The 15806-nt window shown below is 67.4% G+C and carries 16 protein-coding genes and 2 pseudogenes; 14 read left to right on the top strand and 4 right to left on the bottom strand.

Translation table 11 applies throughout. The features are described from left to right. Positions 1–15: 15 nt before the first annotated feature. The 6 genes from ACULPM_RS00705 (at position 16) to ACULPM_RS00680 (ending at position 4559) form a co-directional block, all read left to right on the top strand. The gene (locus tag ACULPM_RS00705) at positions 16–660 is read left to right on the top strand and encodes a vWA domain-containing protein (RefSeq protein ID WP_273448083.1); all 645 of its coding nucleotides are present in this window, start codon (positions 16–18) and stop codon (positions 658–660) included. Between the two features lie 203 nt (positions 661–863). Next, positions 864–1232 carry a YccF domain-containing protein gene (locus ACULPM_RS00700; protein ID WP_445330893.1) on the top strand — a complete coding sequence of 123 codons (369 nt, stop codon included), beginning with the start codon at positions 864–866 and terminating at the stop codon, positions 1230–1232. Positions 1233–1506: 274 nt separating this feature from the next. Next, on the top strand, positions 1507–2256 hold the full coding sequence (locus ACULPM_RS00695; RefSeq protein WP_445330892.1) for a methionine ABC transporter ATP-binding protein: 750 nt from the start codon (positions 1507–1509) through the stop codon (positions 2254–2256). Beyond that, entirely contained in the window at positions 2249–2929 is a 681-nt protein-coding gene (locus ACULPM_RS00690; RefSeq protein ID WP_445330891.1) for a methionine ABC transporter permease, read from the top strand. The genes ACULPM_RS00695 and ACULPM_RS00690 overlap by 8 nt, the downstream gene beginning before the upstream one ends. 62 nt (positions 2930–2991) lie before the next feature. Next, complete coding sequence (locus ACULPM_RS00685; RefSeq protein ID WP_445330890.1) at positions 2992–3831, top strand: MetQ/NlpA family ABC transporter substrate-binding protein; 840 nt, start codon at positions 2992–2994, stop codon at positions 3829–3831. 113 nt (positions 3832–3944) lie between these two features. Continuing rightward, positions 3945–4559 (top strand): DUF1349 domain-containing protein, encoded by a 615-nt coding sequence (locus tag ACULPM_RS00680; protein ID WP_286163301.1) that lies wholly within the window; start codon positions 3945–3947, stop codon positions 4557–4559. A gap of 25 nt (positions 4560–4584) precedes the next feature. On the opposite strand, the gene brnA is transcribed toward ACULPM_RS00680, so the two are convergent. Both brnA and ACULPM_RS00670 read right to left on the bottom strand, forming a co-directional pair. After that, positions 4585–4857, bottom strand: a complete 273-nt coding sequence (gene brnA, locus ACULPM_RS00675; protein ID WP_445330889.1) for a type II toxin-antitoxin system BrnA family antitoxin — start codon at positions 4855–4857, stop codon at positions 4585–4587. 29 nt (positions 4858–4886) lie between these two features. Beyond that, positions 4887–5402 carry a nitroreductase family protein gene (locus ACULPM_RS00670; protein ID WP_445330888.1) on the bottom strand — a complete coding sequence of 172 codons (516 nt, stop codon included), beginning with the start codon at positions 5400–5402 and terminating at the stop codon, positions 4887–4889. On the opposite strand from ACULPM_RS00670, the pseudogene ACULPM_RS00665 reads away from it, so the two are divergent. From ACULPM_RS00665 to ACULPM_RS00650, 4 genes and pseudogenes are all read left to right on the top strand, one after another. Further along, positions 5383–5682, top strand: a pseudogene (locus ACULPM_RS00665) (maltose acetyltransferase domain-containing protein); the annotation flags it as partial. The gene ACULPM_RS00670 and the pseudogene ACULPM_RS00665 overlap by 20 nt on opposite strands. Before the next feature lie 240 nt (positions 5683–5922). Next, a pseudogene (locus ACULPM_RS00660) lies at positions 5923–6028 on the top strand (DapH/DapD/GlmU-related protein); the annotation flags it as partial. 113 nt (positions 6029–6141) lie between these two features. After that, positions 6142–6828: an HAD family hydrolase gene (locus ACULPM_RS00655; RefSeq protein WP_445330887.1), complete on the top strand. Its 687-nt coding sequence runs from the start codon at positions 6142–6144 to the stop codon at positions 6826–6828. Positions 6829–7126: 298 nt separating this feature from the next. Next, entirely contained in the window at positions 7127–8185 is a 1059-nt protein-coding gene (locus tag ACULPM_RS00650) for a hypothetical protein (protein WP_445330886.1), read from the top strand. A gap of 158 nt (positions 8186–8343) precedes the next feature. Here the strand turns inward: ACULPM_RS00650 and ACULPM_RS00645 are convergent, their stop codons facing one another. Beyond that, a complete protein-coding gene (locus tag ACULPM_RS00645; RefSeq protein ID WP_445330885.1) occupies positions 8344–8910 on the bottom strand; it encodes a TetR/AcrR family transcriptional regulator in 567 nt (188 codons plus the stop codon). Positions 8911–9134: 224 nt separating this feature from the next. Here ACULPM_RS00645 and ACULPM_RS00640 point away from each other — a divergent pair, with 224 nt between their 5' ends. Then, on the top strand, positions 9135–11063 hold the full coding sequence (locus ACULPM_RS00640) for an oxidoreductase (protein WP_445330884.1): 1929 nt from the start codon (positions 9135–9137) through the stop codon (positions 11061–11063). A 96-nt stretch (positions 11064–11159) separates the two neighbouring features. On the opposite strand, the gene ACULPM_RS00635 is transcribed toward ACULPM_RS00640, so the two are convergent. Then, positions 11160–12608 (bottom strand): C69 family dipeptidase, encoded by a 1449-nt coding sequence (locus ACULPM_RS00635; protein ID WP_445330883.1) that lies wholly within the window; start codon positions 12606–12608, stop codon positions 11160–11162. 431 nt (positions 12609–13039) lie between these two features. Between ACULPM_RS00635 and ACULPM_RS00630 the strand changes: the two genes are divergently transcribed. From ACULPM_RS00630 to ACULPM_RS00620, 3 genes are all read left to right on the top strand, one after another. Continuing rightward, complete coding sequence (locus ACULPM_RS00630) at positions 13040–14068, top strand: 3-deoxy-7-phosphoheptulonate synthase (RefSeq protein ID WP_445330882.1); 1029 nt, start codon at positions 13040–13042, stop codon at positions 14066–14068. A 131-nt stretch (positions 14069–14199) separates the two neighbouring features. Continuing rightward, complete coding sequence (locus tag ACULPM_RS00625; RefSeq protein WP_167930131.1) at positions 14200–14700, top strand: RNA polymerase sigma factor; 501 nt, start codon at positions 14200–14202, stop codon at positions 14698–14700. Next, positions 14697–15800 carry a DUF4179 domain-containing protein gene (locus ACULPM_RS00620; RefSeq protein WP_167930130.1) on the top strand — a complete coding sequence of 368 codons (1104 nt, stop codon included), beginning with the start codon at positions 14697–14699 and terminating at the stop codon, positions 15798–15800. The genes ACULPM_RS00625 and ACULPM_RS00620 overlap by 4 nt, the downstream gene beginning before the upstream one ends. Positions 15801–15806 lie beyond the last annotated feature (6 nt).

Here is a 15806-nt window from a genome sequence, read left to right as displayed (position 1 = left end):
ACGAAGGAGGTAGCAATGCGTACGGAAATCGTCTTCATCCTCGATGCGAGCGGCTCGATGGCGGGGCTCGAGGCAGATACCGTCGGTGGCTTCAACAGCCTCATCGAGAAGAACCGAGAGGAGCCGGGCGAGGCCACGGTCTCCACGATTCTCTTCTCGGACGGCTCACGCGTCCTGCACGACCGGCTGGACATCCGCGAGGTCCCCGCGCTCACGCGCGCCGACTATCGCTGCTGCGGCTGCACGGCCCTGCTCGACGCCGTCGGTGGCGCCATCGGGCACGTCGACCTTGTCCAGCGCGTGCAGCCAAGGGGTCACGCGGCGGACAGGGTGCTCTTCGTCATCACCACGGACGGCATGGAAAACGCGAGCCGACGCTTCACGTATCCGCAGGTCAAGAAGATGATCGAGCAGCATCGTGAGCGGGGCTGGGAGTTCCTCTTCATCGGGGCGAACATCGATGCGGCCGCGGAGGCGTCTCACCTCGGCATTGCGAGCGAGCGCGCGGCGGACTACGTGGCGGACGGGCGCGGCACCGAGGTGCTCTACAGCGCGATGGCGATGGCGGTGGCGAACGTGCGCTCCGGCGCGCCTGGCTCGGCGATGGGCGACTCGTGGCGCGCGGGCCTTGACGCTGACGTGAGGGCGCGGAGGAGATAGCAGCACGCATTCTGCGCGACTCCCCAGACGCCATCTGGGGAGTCGTCCTCGTCCGGTCGCAGAGTGCATGCTGTGACGCCCTCTTGCGGTATCGTCGCCGCGCGGGGGAGTGGTGCGGCGCCGATAATTCGTGGAGGGTGACTGGCGTCGGTGCCTGACGGGTAGGAATTCGAGCATCGAGAAGGACGTTCGATAGGAGCGACATGGGCTGCCTCAGCGTGGTCTTCATCATCATCTGGATCCTCACGGGAGGCTGGGTCACGGCGCTCGGGTTCTTCCTCACCGGCGTGATCTGCTATGTGACGATCATCGGCATCCCGCTCGGCCGGCAGGCGTTCAAGATGGCCTCCCTCACGCTCGCGCCCTTCGGCAAGACGATCGAGTACGGGGGAGGCGCCCCGTCGCTCGCGGCCAACGTGGTCTGGGTGCTGCTCGGCGGCTGGTGGTCGGCCCTCTGCTACCTCGTCGAAGGCGCCCTCTTCTGCGTCACCGTCGTGGGCATTCCGTTTGGCCTGCAGCTCTTCAAGATGGCCAAGCTCGCCCTGCTGCCATTTGGCGCCACGGTGCGGTAGGGGGGTCCGCTGCCCTCTCGCCGGCACTGTCGTAACACTTTGCAAGAATGTTACGTCTTTCTCGCCCCCGCGAGCGGGCTGATAAGGTAGCCCGCATGAACATTGCTGCCGCACATACTTCGATGATGGCCATGGTGGTCATGCAGATGCCCAAGCCCGGGCACTCTGACGCGCCATGCCGCGAGGTCGGGCGCTAGGAGACCGGGCGCCCTCGCGGGCTGCCTCCGGCGGGAGGCCGCCCAGACCCATCCCACTCATCGAGCGGAGCTCTCGCATGATCCAGATCAAGAACCTCTGCAAGTCCTATGGCGCGCAGCCGGATGCGCCCCACGCCCTCGACGACGTCTCCATAGACATCGCCGACGGCGACGTCGTGGGCATCATCGGCATGAGCGGCGCCGGCAAGTCCACGCTCGTGCGCTGCATCAACCTGCTCGAGCAGCCCACCTCCGGCCAGATCCTCGTGGACGGCCAGGACGTCACCGGGCTCACCGGCGCGGCGCTTCGCGCGTACCGCCGTCGCGTGGCGATGATCTTCCAGAGCTTCGGGCTTCTGTCCCAGAAGACCGTGCTCGCCAACGTGTGCTTCCCGTACCTGGCCGCAACGGGCCGCGTCACGGCCGAGAACCGCGAGCGCGCCCTCCAGCTCCTTGACCTCGTGGGCATGGCCGACCGTGCCGACTCCTACCCGAGCCAGCTCTCCGGCGGCCAGCAGCAGCGCGTGGCCATCGCCCGCGCCCTCGCGTGCGACCCGGAGTACATCCTCTGCGACGAGGCCACGAGTGCCCTCGACCCCGCGAGCACCAACACCGTCCTCAAGCTCCTGCGCCAGATCAACCGCGAGACCGGCGTCACGGTCATCGTGATCACGCACTCGATGGGCGTGGTCCAGAAGATCTGCAAAAACGTCGTGGTGCTCGAGCGCGGGCACGTCGTGGAGCGGGGGAGCGTCGCCGACGTCTTTGCCGACCCGCAGTCGCAGGCAGCCAAGGTTCTTCTGGAGAGGGTTGATTGGGATGCCTAACCTCTCAGAGTTCCTCGCCGAGTACGGCGAGCTGCTGCTCCAGGGAACCGGCGAGACACTCGTCATGCTGCTCGTGCCCACGCTCATCTCGTACGTCCTGGGCATCGCCCTGGGCGTGGTCCTCTACCTCACCGCGCCGGGGTCGCTGCGTCCCATGCGCGCGCTCAACGCCGTGCTCGGATGGGCGGTCAACATCTGCCGCTCCTTCCCGTTCATCGTGCTCATGGTGTCGATCATCCCGCTCACGCGCCTCATCATGGGCACGGGCTCGGGCATCCTGGGCACCATCCCGCCGCTCGTGCTCTCCGCCACGCCCTTCATCGCGCGCATGGTCGAGCAGTCGCTCGCCGAGGTCCCGCGCGAGAGCGTCGAGGCCGTGGAGGCCTGTGGCGCCTCGGTGCCCCGCGTGGTCTTCTCGGCACTCCTGCCCGAGGCCCTGCCGTCTCTGGTGCGCGGCGTGGCCGTGGTGCTCATCGCGGTCCTCGGCTACACCGCCATCGCGGGCGCCGTGGGCGCGGGCGGCCTGGGCGACATCGCCATCCGCTACGGCTACTACCGCTACCAGTCCGACGTCATGATCGCCGCGGTGGTCATCCTCGTGGTCATCGTGCAGCTGATCCAGAGCGCGTGCGACCTTTTGGCCCGCCGCGTCGACCACCGCACCAACGGCTAGAACACCAGACATTCATGCTCATGTGGGGGACGTCCCCACTTTACCGAGTAAGGAGAAGAACCATGAAGTTCGCTTATGCTAACATTTCCCGCCGCTCCCTTCTCGCCACCCTCGCGCTTGCGGCCGCCGGCTCGCTCGCGGCATGCGATGCCGGCAAGCCCGCGCACGAGCACGGGACGCTCAGGATCGGTGCCTCTCCGAGTCCGCATGCGGAGATCCTCAACGACTTCGCCGCCCCGCGCCTCGAGGAGCGGGGAATCACGCTCGACGTCGTCGAGTACACCGACTACCTCAAGCCCAACGAGGACGTGATCTCCGGCGATCTTGACGCGAACTACTTCCAGCACATCAACTACCTCAACAACTACAACGAGGAGAACGGCTCCGACCTCGTGAACGTCGGGGCCATCCACTATGAGCCGTTCGGCGTCTTCCCCGGTCGCTCGAACGACCTCGATGACGTTGCCGAGGGCACCACGATCTCCGTGCCCAACGACCCCACCAACGAGGGCCGTGCGCTGCTCCTGCTGCAGGACCTTGGGCTCATCACGCTCGACGAGGCTGCCGGCGTCACCGCCACGGTGAACGACATCACGGACAACCCCCACGGCATCGAGATCGTGGAGCAGGAGGCCGCGGTCCTGCCCTCCACGCTCGCAGACGTGGACTTTGCCATCATCAACGGCAACTACGCCATCGACGCGGGCCTCTCGCTCGCCGACGCCGTGGCGACCGAGAACGCCGACTCCACGGCCGTGCGCGAGCAGTACGTCAACATCATCGCCACACGCCCCGAGCTGGAGGACGACGAGTGCGTCGCGGCGCTCGTCGAGGTCCTCAAGGGCGACGACTTCGCGGCGTACCTCCGGGAGACCTTCGGCGACTCCGTCCAGGCCTTCTAGCCTCCTGACGTGACGGGGGACGGAGCCCTTGCCGGCGCTCCGTCCCCCCGTCGCTCCGTCGTCGCCCACGAGCGGTACAATCTCCCAAAGGACATGAGGGCGAGGGGGCGACCATGGCGGCGATGAGCCTTGATGACTTCACCTGGACGCGAGAGCCGGCGGCCTGCGTGGCGCGCGACGGGGCGCTCGAGGTCACCACGCTCCCGCGCACTGACCTCTGGCAGCGCACCTACTACCACTTCCGCAACGACAACGCCCCCGTCTTCCAGGCGCGCACGGGCGAGAAGTACTTCAGCTTCACGGTGCGCACGGACTTCTCGCAGAGCCACCACCGCTTCGACCAGTGCGGGATCGTGGTGTACCTGGACTCCGAGAACTGGCTCAAGGCGTCCGTGGAGTACGAGAACGACCGCTTTCAGCACTTGGGGAGCGTGGTCACCAACGGTGGCTGGTCCGACTGGGCCACGACGGAGATTCCCGCCGACGAGCGTCAGATGTGGTATCGGCTCTCTCGACGCGGGGACGACTTCCGCATCGAGTGCTCGCGTGACGGCGTGGCCTTCTCGCAGATGCGCATCTGCCACCTGGCCGCGGCGACGGGCACGGTGAGCTTTGGCGTCTATGCGTGCTCTCCAGAGGACTCGTCGTTCACGGCGCGCTTCGGCGGCTTCGACTATGGCCCGTGCGTCTGGGATGCCCACGACGGCCAGCAGCCGGACGAGGAGTAGGGGGCGCTGCCGCCCTCCGCGCCTCCTAGCGTGAGGCACGCGCCGTTCTTCTCGCCTTGTGATCGTCCTCCTCGTCAAGACGCTCCGCCAGCCAGATTTTCATGAGCGACTGACGCGTGACGCCATACTCGCTCGCGTAGCCGTCAAGCCGGACGACCATGGGCTCGTTCATGTCAACGCTCACACGTCGCGGGGACTGGTGGGGCCGCTCGAAGGTCGAATCATCCGCGTAGGGAAGGACGTCCCCGCCCTCGTCGAAGATGTCCTCTGCCTGCTGGGAGCTGATGCGCCTATCCATGGTATCTCTCAATCTCGTTGGGCTCGCCCCTATCGGTACGTCACCGTCTCCGAAAGAGGCTTGCGGCTCTCGTGGTTGGGCAGCGGTCCCGTGCCCTCGGCGGCGTAGCCGAGGTCGAGCAGTATGAGGAGCTCCTCGTTCTCGGGCAGGCCCAGGCGCTCCTTGGCAACGTCAGGGTCAAAGCGGTTGAGCCAGCAGCTGTCCACGCCCGCGTCGCATGCGGCCAGGACCATGTGCGTGGCCACGATCGCGGCGTCCTCGATGCCTGAGTCGCGCGCGCCGCCGGGGTAGGTGTAGACGTTCGTGGCGTCAAAGGCCACGGCCAGGACCGTGGGCGCGCCGTAGCGGCAGGGCGTGAGCTCGTCCACGATGGCGAGCGCCTCGGAGCTCTGGAGCACGTAGACGTGCTGCTCCTGCAGGTTCTTGGCGGTGGGGGCGAGCCTGCCCGCCTCGAGGATCTTCTCGAGCGCCCCGGGCTCCACCTGACGGGTCTCGTCGTACTTCTTGCACGAGTAGCGCTTGGCGATGACGTCCCTGAACTCCATCTCGGTCACTCCTCCTTGGTCGTGGCTCACCTGTCTTCCTGCGCCAATGATACGCCTGCCGTTACGTCGCCCGCAGCGCGCTGTACAATGGCCGCGCCGGACACGCCAAGAAGAACGGACCCCCATGACCGCGCTCGACCTCATGCGCTCAGACGCGCCGTACGCCGTGAGCTACCTCGACATGCCCAACGACCTGCAGCCACGCGCTCAGCGTCTCTGCTGGCGCTTCAACCAGCTGGACCCGGCGGACACCGAGGCACGGGCTCAAATCCTGGCCGAGCTCTTCGGCACGTGGCACCCGCGCGCAAACGTCAAGCCCACGTTCCGCTGCGACTACGGCTTCAACATTCACTTCCACGGCTTCGCGCTCGTGAACTACAACTGCGCGTTCCTGGACACCTCTCCCATCAACATCGGCGAGGGCACGTTCATCGCTCCCGGCTGCGTGCTCGCCTGCGCGGGGCATGCGGTGCATCCCGCCCAGCGTGAGGAGGGCATCCAGACCTCGGCCCCCATCACGCTGGGCAACAACGTCTGGCTGGGCGCCAACGTGACCGTCTGCGGCGGCGTCACCATCGGGGACGGCAGCGTGATCGGGGCGGGAAGCGTGGTCACGCGCGACGTGCCTGCCGGCGTGATCGCGGCCGGCGTGCCCTGTCGCGTGCTGCGCGAGGTTTCGGAGCGCGACCTCGTGGCCCCGATCTCGCCGGAAGACGTCGAGGGAGAGGGGAGGTAGGCCGTGGACCTCAGGGTTGACCGCACGGGCTGCGAAAGCGTGGTTCTGGACTTTGACGGGACGATGTGCCTGCTCTTCCAGAACCATGACCTCGCGGCGACGAGGCGCAGGATGCATGAGGAGCTCAGGCGATTCTCGATCGACTTCGACGAGGCACTGGATGCGTTCGATGCCTTCGACGCCGTGCTGGCGCAGACCGCCGACCGCCCTGAGGCTCGTGCGGAGGCCCTGCTCAAGGCAGACGAGGTCCTCTCCGACGCAGAGGTGTTGGCCGCCGGGACGGGCCCCGCGGTCGCGGGCGTGGCCGAGGCCATCGACTTCTGGAGGGCCGCGGGGTATCGGGTCGGCGTGGCGACCAACAACTCCGCCCGCGCGGTCGACGCCTTCCTCGATCGCCTGTCCATCGGGCGGCTTCCGGTGGTGGGCCGGGACGGCGCGCATCCGGAGCGCCTGAAGCCCAGCACGTGGAGCGTCGAGCGCGTCCTCGAGCTGATGGGCGGCCGCCCGGAGACGACCGTCTTCGTGGGCGACACGCGGCGGGACTACGAGACTTCGCTGCGGGCTGGCTGCGCGTTTCTCGGCATGGTCCCGACGGAGCGCAAGCGCGTGCGGCTCGGCGCGGCCTTGGACGAGGACCTGATGGCGCGGGATTATCCCGAGCTGCTGAGGCGGTTCTTCGGCCGGTCGTAACCGGGCATGCCCCGGCGCCCAGACAGAGCCAATCGACAAAATGACGTCCCCGAGGACACGTTTTTGTCGATTGGCTCTGTTTCGGCGAGGCGCCGCCGGCGAGAAGGGCCGTCGTCGCGCTAGGCGAGAAGGGCCGCCGTCGCGCCGACGGCGGTGCGCGTCGCGGCGGAAAAGCGCGCTCGAATTCCCATGCTGTCCGGAAACGTACCAGAGACCCCGCGTTCTTTTTGTCGAGTCGCGGATGTTCCCTCGTCCGGAGGAACAATGGAGGTCCGGTTGCCTGGACGAGGGAGGGGCGATGGGCGAGGCAGTGAGACGACGAATTGATGCGCTGCTGGACGCGGCGGAGCGCGGGGAGAGCCCCCTGGTGCCGTCGGACGAGAAGGGCCGCAAGGCGCTCCTGCGCCGCGGGCTCGAGCTGGTGCAGCCGCTTGCCGGACAGTTCGTCCGCAGAGGGACCTGGAGGCGGCTTAACCCTGCGGAGCGGTCGCTCTGGCTCATGCGGGGACTTGCCGCGCGCCATCCGGGCTGGCGCTTCTGCGGGGCGTCGGCCGCGGTCGCATATGGCCTTCCGGTGACGTGGGGGCTGCTCACGCACGTGTGGGTGGCGGCGGGGCGGGGCTCACATGACAAGTCCGTTCCGGGCGTCATCCGACGCTGTGTGAGCGATCCCGAGGGTCCCGCACTCGCCCAAGGTCTTCCTGTGACGTCGTTCTGGAGGACCGTCTTCGACTGTCTCGTGGCGTTTCCTCCTCCTGACGCGCTGGCAATCGCTGATCGAGCGCTCCGGCTGAGCCAGGCGTCTGCACGCCAGGTCGTCGACTACCTGCGCTCGGCGCACCGTGGCCGACGCGGGGTGCGCGGGGCGGTGCGCGTCGCCGCCCTCGCCGACGCGCGTGCCGAGAGCGGAGGGGAGTCAATCGCCCGCTGGACGATGCTCGAAGCCGGATTTGAGCCTCCTGAGCTGCAGGTGTGGATTGAGGATCCCGTTGAGCCGGGAACGTGGTTCCGCGTCGACTTCCTCTGGCTGCTTCCTGATGGGTCCGTCATCATCGGAGAGATGGACGGCAGGCAGAAGACCGAGCGTCCCGAGCTCATGGGTGGCCGCAGCGCGGTACGGGTGCTGCAGGACGAGCGCCTGCGCGAGTCTCACCTCTCGGCGCTTCGCCCCGCGGTCGTGCGATTTGGCTACGATGTGGCGCGCGACCCCGCCCTTCTCGGCTCGCTGCTCGACTCGTTCGGCGTTCCGAGGCAATCGGGCGACCCGGCGGTCCCGGCTCCGTTCACGACTAGGCGCGCGGAGCTGATGCAGCTTGGCGGGTGGAGGGTGCTGGCGACGGAGCTCGTGGCGGCGTAGCGGGCGTCCGGGCATGCCCCGGCGCCCAGACAGAGCCAATCGGCAAAATGACGTCCCCGAGGGCACGTTTTTGTCGATTGGCTCTGTTTCGGCGAGGGGGGTGCCGGCGAGAAGGACGCGCTTGCGAGAAGGGCGCGCGGGCAGGAAGCGCGCCAGGGCTATCTCACGCGCCACTCCTCGGGGACCTCGAAGATCGCCTCGAGGCTGGCGAGAAGGTCCTCGCGCCAGTCGGTGGCACCGCGCCGGATGCACCAGAGGAGCTCGTAGCCGCTGAACATGTGCGACGCGGCCTCGTAGAGCCGCTCGGCGGGCGCGGGGTTGCGCACCTGGCCGGCCTCCTGGGCGTGGCGGATGATGTCCACCGCGACCTCGGTGAGGTAGGGGCGCATGTCAAAGGTGTGGCGATCCTCCTGCAGGTTGGCGATCATGGCCTGGCTGAAAAGGCCCGCCCCCAGCTTGGAGCTCTCCTGGTAGAGGGTGTCAAAGCACGTGACGAGCTGCTCCCAGTAGTTGCCCGAGCCCGCCACGGCGAGCAGCCGCTGCGAGAGGCGGATCGTGATGTCGTCGTAGACCTCCAGAACGAGCTCCTCCTTGGAGGGCACGTAGCGATAGAAGGTGGGCTTGGTTATCTCGCACGCGTCGCAGATGTCCTGGACGGTCACGTTCTCGTAGCCGCGCTCCTGGAAGAGCCGGAGCGCCTGGGCGGAGATGATGGTGCGGTTCATGCGTCTTCCTCGCGTCGTGGGGGCCGGTCACGCGGCGGGTCGTTCGACCTACTTTACACCGTGGCCGTCCGCGGTCGCCCTCGAGAAGACGGCTGCGGCGCGAAACGCGACGCCCGCCGAAAAGCGGCCCTCGCCACGTCCCCCTCGCCCCGCGGGGTGTAACTTTAACTCGGGTAACGAAAGGCGTTACCGTGGTAATACCGAGGGGAAAGCGAGAGGAACGCATGGCAAACAGGCTGTTCGAGAAGACCCAGATCGGGAGCATGCGGCTCAAGAACCGCATCGTCATGGGCCCGATGGGCACGACCGGTGAGGCGGACGGCGCCTACACCATGGATGGCGTCTACTACTTCGAGGAGCGCGCCAAGGGCGGCTGCGGCCTCATCATCACCGGCGCCAACGTGGTCTCCACCAAGTACGAGCCGCGCCCCTGCACCGAGCTCAGCAACTTCCACCACGTGGAGCGCCTGAACATGCTCGTCGACCGCTGCCACCACTGGGGCGCCAAGGTGTGCGTGCAGCTTTCCCCGGGCCTCGGCCGCCAGCAGTTCACTGACCCCTTCACGCCGCCGTACTCCGCGGGCGCGTGCTCCTCGTTCTGGTTCCCGAGCCTCATCTGCAAGCCCTTCGCCAAGGAGGACATCGCCTACCTGGTGGAGCGCGTGGGCTACTCCGCCTCGCTGGCCGTGGCTGCCGGCGCCGACGCGCTCGAGCTGCACGCCTACGGCGGCTACCTGCTCGACCAGTTCCAGTCCACGATGTGGAACGACCGCACGGACGAGTACGGCGGCTCGCTCGAGAACCGCATGCGCTTCACGCTCGAGTGCATCGACGCGATCAAGAAGAACGTCCCGGCGGGCTTCCCCGTCCAGGTGAAGTTCACGCCGTACCACGGCGTGCCCGGCGGCCGCGAGCTTGACGAGGGCGTCGAGATGGCCAAGATCCTCGAGGGCGCCGGCGTGGACGCGCTCCACGTTGACGTGGGCTGCTACGAGGCGTGGTACAAGGCCATCTCCACCGTCTACGCGCCCGAGGGCCACCAGCTGCGCGTGGTCCGCGCCATCAAGGACGCCGTGAAGGTGCCGGTCTTCGGCCAGGGCAAGCTCTTCGACCCGGCCCGCGCCGAGGCCGCCGTTGAGGACGGCACCCTCGACTACGTGGTGCTGGCGCACCAGACGCTCGCCGACCCGGCATGGGCCAACAAGGTCCGCGAGGGCCGCGTCGACGACATCCGCCCCTGCATCGGCTGCAACGAGTGCCTGCTGGCCGGCTTCTCCGGCAAGCACTACTACTGCGCCGTGAACCCGCAGTGCTACGCCGAGCGCGACTACGCGCTGCCCGCCCCCGTCGAGGACCTCGACGACATGCGCAGCGTCCTCGTGGTCGGCGGCGGCCCCGGCGGCATGGAGGCCGCCATCGCCGCGGCCGAGCGCGGCTACGACGTCGAGCTCTGGGAGAGGAGCTCGCGGCTCGGCGGCAACCTCTGGGCCGCCGGCTCGCCCACGTTCAAGCACGACGTGCTGCGCCTCATCGACTACATGAAGACGCAGGTCAACAAGCTCGGCGTGCGCGTGGTCTACAACAAGGACGCCAGCGCGGCCGAGATCGCGGCCTACGGCGCCGACAAGGTCGTCCTGGCCTGCGGCTCCCACTCCGTCGTGCCGCCCATCCCGGGCATCGAGCGCGCCGAGGTCTCCGACGGCTACCTGCTGGGGACGCGCGAGCCCGGCAAGGACGTCGTGGTCATCGGCGGAGGCCTCGTGGGCTGCGAGACCGCGGCGTTCATGGCCGAGAAGGCCGAGAACGTGACCATCGTCGAGATGCTCGATGACGTCCTGCTCACGGCCGGACACTGCCTGAACAACGATCAGGCGCTCAAGGCGATGCTCGAGGAGCGCGGCGTCAACAAGGCGTGCGGCGCCAAGGTGACGCAGGTCACCGATGACGCCGTCGTCTACGAGAAGGACGGGCAGACCGTGAGCGTCCCGGCCGACACCGTGATCATCGCGGCGGGCTATCGCTCCAACAACGAGCTCGAGGACCAGCTCGAGGGCCTCGTCGACGACCTGTCCGTGGTGGGCGACGCCGTGGCGCCGCGCAAGATCCTCACCGCGGTCCACGAGGGCTACCACGCCATCCGCGTGATGGAGTAGCCCCGGGGCGTCTCCTGACGTAGCAAAAGGCGGGGCGAGAAGGACCTGACGCTGGTCCTTCTCGCCCCGCCCCTTGTCTTTGCGAGGGCCCGCCGGCTAGTTGTCGCTGCGGGAGAAGCCGTTTCTCATGTGCATGCTCGCCTCGAAGAGGACCTTGTCGAGAAGGGCCTCGGTCTGCCGGCGGCACTCGTCGGCGATGGCCTGGTTGCAGTCCGCGAGGCTGCCGCCCTCGGCGTCGCACGCGCGCACGAGCGCGGCGCAGCGTGAGGTGAGCGCCTCCTGGTAGCGCTCCACGTGAGGAAGGCACGGCCCATAGGCGGCGTCGGCGAGCGCCCCGACGATGCGGTTGGCCCAGTAGAAGTTCTCGCTGGTCACGCGCGTGGTGGTGTCCTCGAGGTAGGCCGGAGTCTCGTCGACGTTGGCATAGAGCGGCACGAGCGCGTTGAAGGCGTTGGACCCGTAGGCGATCCACTGCAGCGCGGCTCGCTCCGGAGCCACGTAGGGGCGCAGCTGCAGCACGGCAAGCTGGCTGTTGCGGTTGATGCCGATGGGGCGGTAGAGGCCGGCCTTCTCGCCGCCGGCGTAGGGGTCGTATGGCGTGCCCTGGTAGTGGAGCGAGAGCACGTACTTCACGTCCTCGACGGTGAGCTTGCGCTCGGGCTCGCGGCACCAGGGGATGGTGTCGCTCTCGGGACCGAAGTCGGCCGCGGGCGCCGCGGTGTCCCAGGGGCCGGCGTGCGGGTTGAGGGCGCGCTGGATGGCCCAGGCGCGCGGCGTGTTGTAGACGTGGTCGGAGTCGGAGTGGCTGCCGAAGGCATCGCGCGGGTTGAAGTGCCCGGCCGCAACGCCGATCGTCAGGTCCAGGTGGTTGGCCGCCATCCACTCGCGCAGGTCGGCGGAGCAGAGGTGCTCCTCCTGTCGCCCGCAGGCATCCTCGAGGTCGAAGTCGTCGATGCCGAGCTGGTTGGGCATCGTGACGTAGCAGTCGTCCGGCACGCGGCGGGCGATCCAGTGGTGGCCGCCCACGGTCTCCATCCACCAGATCTCGTCCGCGTCAGAGAACGCGATGCCGTTCATCTCGTAGGTGCCGTATCGCTCGAGCAGCGCCCCCATGCGCAGCACGCCGTCGCGGGCGCTCGTCATGTAGGGGAGGACGAGCGTGACCATGTCCTCCTCGCCGATGCCGCCGGGCGTGCCGGCGTCCTTGTCGTAGCGCACGAGCGGGTCTGCGGCGAGCACGCGCTCGTTGGAGGTGAGGGTCTCGGTTGCGCTCATCCCCACGTTGCGGGCGCTGAAGCCGGCCTCCTCCCAGAGGCCCTCCTTGAGGTCGGCGTTGGGGACGGCGGTGTAGCGGACGCCGCCCTCGGGAAGCTCGATCTCCAGGTGCGATATCACGCTCTTGTAGACGTCTCCGGCCTTGGGCGCGGGACGGGAGACAAAGCGCTTGGGGGAGAACTCGCCGTTGGGGGAGTCCTCGTTGCGGGCCACGATCGTGGAGCCGTCGTAGCTCGCCCTCTTGCCGATGAGAATGGTGGTGCAGGGCATGGTGCCTCCTCGGGGGACGGGTTTGTTCCGGGTTCATGGTAGCGTCTCGCGAGGCCGAGTCGGCCCCTCGCGTGCAGTTGGGCGGATAGTGTGAAAAAACGGCGCGCTCGTCTGCAATCACCGGGATAGTGCGAAGCGTTTTTGGCCTCAAATGCCCCTCTTGCCGAGTAGCATCTAATTAGATTGAATATATTCCCTGCTCGTGAGAGGCGCGATACGCGACCCATGCGGGAAAGGGCTTCGCACTATCCCGGTGATTGCAGGGATCAGCGGCATTTCTTCGCACTATCCCCCTGATTGCATCTTTGGGGAGTCCGAACGACGCTGCGCGAAGGGCATCATTGTGTAACGAAGTCGCGCCACGCGTTGCCTCAGGGGCGCACGAGCGCAATAATTCGTTGGCGTTCGCCCAATCGTGAGAGGAAGCCTGCATGTCGATGAAGTTCAAGCGCCTTCTGCCCATCCCCAAGGACATCCGCGCCGAGATGCCGCTCTCGTCCGAGATGGCCGAGCGAAAGGCGGGCTTCGACGCGGCGGTCTCCGCGATCCTGCGCGGCGAGGACGAGCGCCTGCTGCTCATCATCGGCCCGTGCTCGGCGGACCGCGAGGACTCGGTGCTGGACTACGCCGTCCGCCTGGCCAAGCTCTCCGAGTCGGTCGAGGACCGCATCCTCGTCATCCCGCGCGTCTACACCAACAAGCCGCGCACCAAGGGCATCGGCTACAAGGGACTGCTCCACAACCCCGACCCCGAGTCCGGCGACGACCTGCTCGAGGGCGTCAAGGCCATCCGCCGCATGCACGTGCGCGTGGTCGAGGAGACGGGCCTGTTCACCGCCGACGAGATGCTCTATCCCACCAACTACCAGTACCTCATCGACCTCCTCGCCTACATCGCGGTGGGCGCGCGCTCCGTGGAGAACCAGGAGCACCGTCTCGTGGCCTCGGGCGTCCCCATGCCGGTGGGCATGAAGAACCCCACCGGCGGCTCCACCGACGTCATGCTCAACTCCATCTACGCCGCGCAGCAGCGCCAGACCTTCATCTTCCGCAACTGGGAGGTCAACACCACGGGCAACCCGCTCGCCCATGCCGTGCTGCGCGGCTACGTGGGCCTCGACGGCATCAACTACCCCAACTACCACTACGAGTACCTCGAGCGCCTGGCCGAGAAGTACACTGCCGACAAGTTCTCCAACCCGGCGGCAATCATCGACTGCAACCACGACAACTCGGGCAAGCGCCCCCTCGAGCAGATTCGCATCTGCCACGAGGTGCTCGACTCCATGCACCGCGCGCCCGAGATTCGCCGCCTCGTGCGCGGCTTCATGGTGGAGTCCTACCTCGAGGACGGCAACCAGCCGGTGGGCGGGACCGTCTACGGCAAGTCCATCACCGACGCCTGCCTTGGCTGGGAGAAGACCGAGCGCCTGGTGAGGGAGATCGCGGAGCGCGCATAGGCGTGAGAGCGCGAGCTTCTGACGGGGCGGGTCTTCGGGCCCGCCCTTTTTGCGTGCTGAAACATTTCCGCCCCCTCGCGAGTATTACTGATAGGCGCCTTTCCAATGGCACACAAGAGAGAGGAGGGGGCGTGCAGGACGATGAGTTCCGACGAGCCGTCGAGAAGAACCGCGACCTCGTGTTCCGCGTCGCGTACACCTACCTGCGCGATGCGGCGGACGCAGATGACGTGACGCAGGACGTGCTCGTCAAGCTCCTACGGCACGATGACGACTTTGCAAGCGACGCCCACCTGCGCAACTGGCTCGTCCGGGTGTGCGTCAACGAGTGCCGGTCGCTCTTCCGGCGGCCATGGCGGCGCGTTGAGGACATCGAGGGATACGCGAACACGCTCGAGATGCCGAGCCGCGAGCACGTCGAGCTGCTCACGAGCGTGATGCGTCTGCCCGAGAAGTACCGCGTTCCGCTGGTGCTTCACTACTATGCGGGCTTCTCGACCGGCGAGGTCGCGAGCATGCTGCACGTGCCCGCCGCGACGGTGCGCACGAGGCTCGCCCGGGCGCGCGGTCGTCTGCGGAAGATGCTGGAAGCTGATGACATTTCCAATAGGGAGATGGAGGTCGTGCGATGAGGAAGAATGAGCTGCATGAGGCGATGGAGCACATGCATGCGTCCGAAGACACGTACGAGCGCGTGATGGAGCGGGCACAGGCGGGGCGCCGACGCTCCCGCAGGGGGCCGCTGCCTGCGGCCGCAGTGATGGGCGCGGCGATGGCGGGCGTGCTCGTCACAGGAGGGGTGGCGTATGCCGTGTCCGGCGGCGACATCTTCTCCGCCTGGGGAGACCACGGGATGGGCGAGCGCGTGGAGTGGAGCTACGCGGGCAATGACTTCAGCTTGGAGCTTGGCACGCTCGACCCTGGGGCCGTGTCCGACGACCTGGCGGCCTCCGTCGAGCACGTGGGGCTCTCCGTCACGGGCAATGGCTATACCCTCACCATCGAGGACATGCTCGTGGACGAGAACGGGTGCGGCGTCGCGAGCTTCACGCTGGAGAATCCGGAGGGCATCAGAAACAACCCGGAGTACGGCCTTCCGGGGGAGCTCGTGCCCGACGACGACGCCCCCCTTGACGCGCTCGGCATGTCTGCGACCGGAGAGGGCACCTCGACGCTGCTCGACTACAAATGGATCTACGATCAGGAGCTGTCCACGGACACGCTCGCCAGGGGGACCGTGTACTTCTCGGCCTTTGGGAATCTCGACAACGTGCTCTCCGGGGTCTCGTGGTCGCTTTCGTGGCACACGGGGGCAGTCGACGAGGAGGGGAACGTGTCCGCTGACTTTGAGAACTGCGACGCGCAGTCGGACGTCTTCATCCCGAGCAAGGTCGTGGGCGCGCGCGAGTTTGTCGCCGAGGACGGGAGCGTCGTCACGGTGAGCCCCTTCAGCATCCACGTGGACCCGTCATGGAAGGAGGCGGGGGACTCCAGCGTGGACGAGGTTGCGCTGCACCTCGCGGACGGCAGCACGTATGTGGTCGTGTCCGAAGACAAGGCCATGACCATGGGCTACTACACCGCCAACCTGCTCGACGACGGCTCTTCGAACTACACGTTCACGCGCCTGGTCGGCACCTCCGAGGTCGTGAGCGTGGAGGTCTCGGGGACGACGGGCGACCCGATTTCCGGGGAGGCCGCTCATGCGGCCACGCTCGAGCCCGCCGCGTAACTTCCG

Source organism: Thermophilibacter sp. ZX-H3 (assembly GCF_052599055.1).
Note: the sequence above shows the minus strand (reverse complement) of the source record. Positions and strands in the feature narration are given on the sequence as shown.

What these genes read in the sequence shown, in the direction of transcription:
- ACULPM_RS00705 (WP_273448083.1), top strand. Translation starts at nt 16, where the DNA reads ATGCGTACGGAAATCGTCTTCATCCTCGATGCGAGCGGCTCGATGGCG.
- ACULPM_RS00700 (WP_445330893.1), top strand. Translation starts at nt 864, where the DNA reads ATGGGCTGCCTCAGCGTGGTCTTCATCATCATCTGGATCCTCACGGGA.
- ACULPM_RS00695 (WP_445330892.1), top strand. Translation starts at nt 1,507, where the DNA reads ATGATCCAGATCAAGAACCTCTGCAAGTCCTATGGCGCGCAGCCGGAT.
- ACULPM_RS00690 (WP_445330891.1), top strand. Translation starts at nt 2,249, where the DNA reads ATGCCTAACCTCTCAGAGTTCCTCGCCGAGTACGGCGAGCTGCTGCTC.
- ACULPM_RS00685 (WP_445330890.1), top strand. Translation starts at nt 2,992, where the DNA reads ATGAAGTTCGCTTATGCTAACATTTCCCGCCGCTCCCTTCTCGCCACC.
- ACULPM_RS00680 (WP_286163301.1), top strand. Translation starts at nt 3,945, where the DNA reads ATGGCGGCGATGAGCCTTGATGACTTCACCTGGACGCGAGAGCCGGCG.
- brnA (WP_445330889.1), bottom strand. Translation starts at nt 4,857, where the DNA reads ATGGATAGGCGCATCAGCTCCCAGCAGGCAGAGGACATCTTCGACGAG.
- ACULPM_RS00670 (WP_445330888.1), bottom strand. Translation starts at nt 5,402, where the DNA reads ATGGAGTTCAGGGACGTCATCGCCAAGCGCTACTCGTGCAAGAAGTAC.
- ACULPM_RS00650 (WP_445330886.1), top strand. Translation starts at nt 7,127, where the DNA reads ATGGGCGAGGCAGTGAGACGACGAATTGATGCGCTGCTGGACGCGGCG.
- ACULPM_RS00645 (WP_445330885.1), bottom strand. Translation starts at nt 8,910, where the DNA reads ATGAACCGCACCATCATCTCCGCCCAGGCGCTCCGGCTCTTCCAGGAG.
- ACULPM_RS00640 (WP_445330884.1), top strand. Translation starts at nt 9,135, where the DNA reads ATGGCAAACAGGCTGTTCGAGAAGACCCAGATCGGGAGCATGCGGCTC.
- ACULPM_RS00635 (WP_445330883.1), bottom strand. Translation starts at nt 12,608, where the DNA reads ATGCCCTGCACCACCATTCTCATCGGCAAGAGGGCGAGCTACGACGGC.
- ACULPM_RS00630 (WP_445330882.1), top strand. Translation starts at nt 13,040, where the DNA reads ATGTCGATGAAGTTCAAGCGCCTTCTGCCCATCCCCAAGGACATCCGC.
- ACULPM_RS00620 (WP_167930130.1), top strand. Translation starts at nt 14,697, where the DNA reads ATGAGGAAGAATGAGCTGCATGAGGCGATGGAGCACATGCATGCGTCC.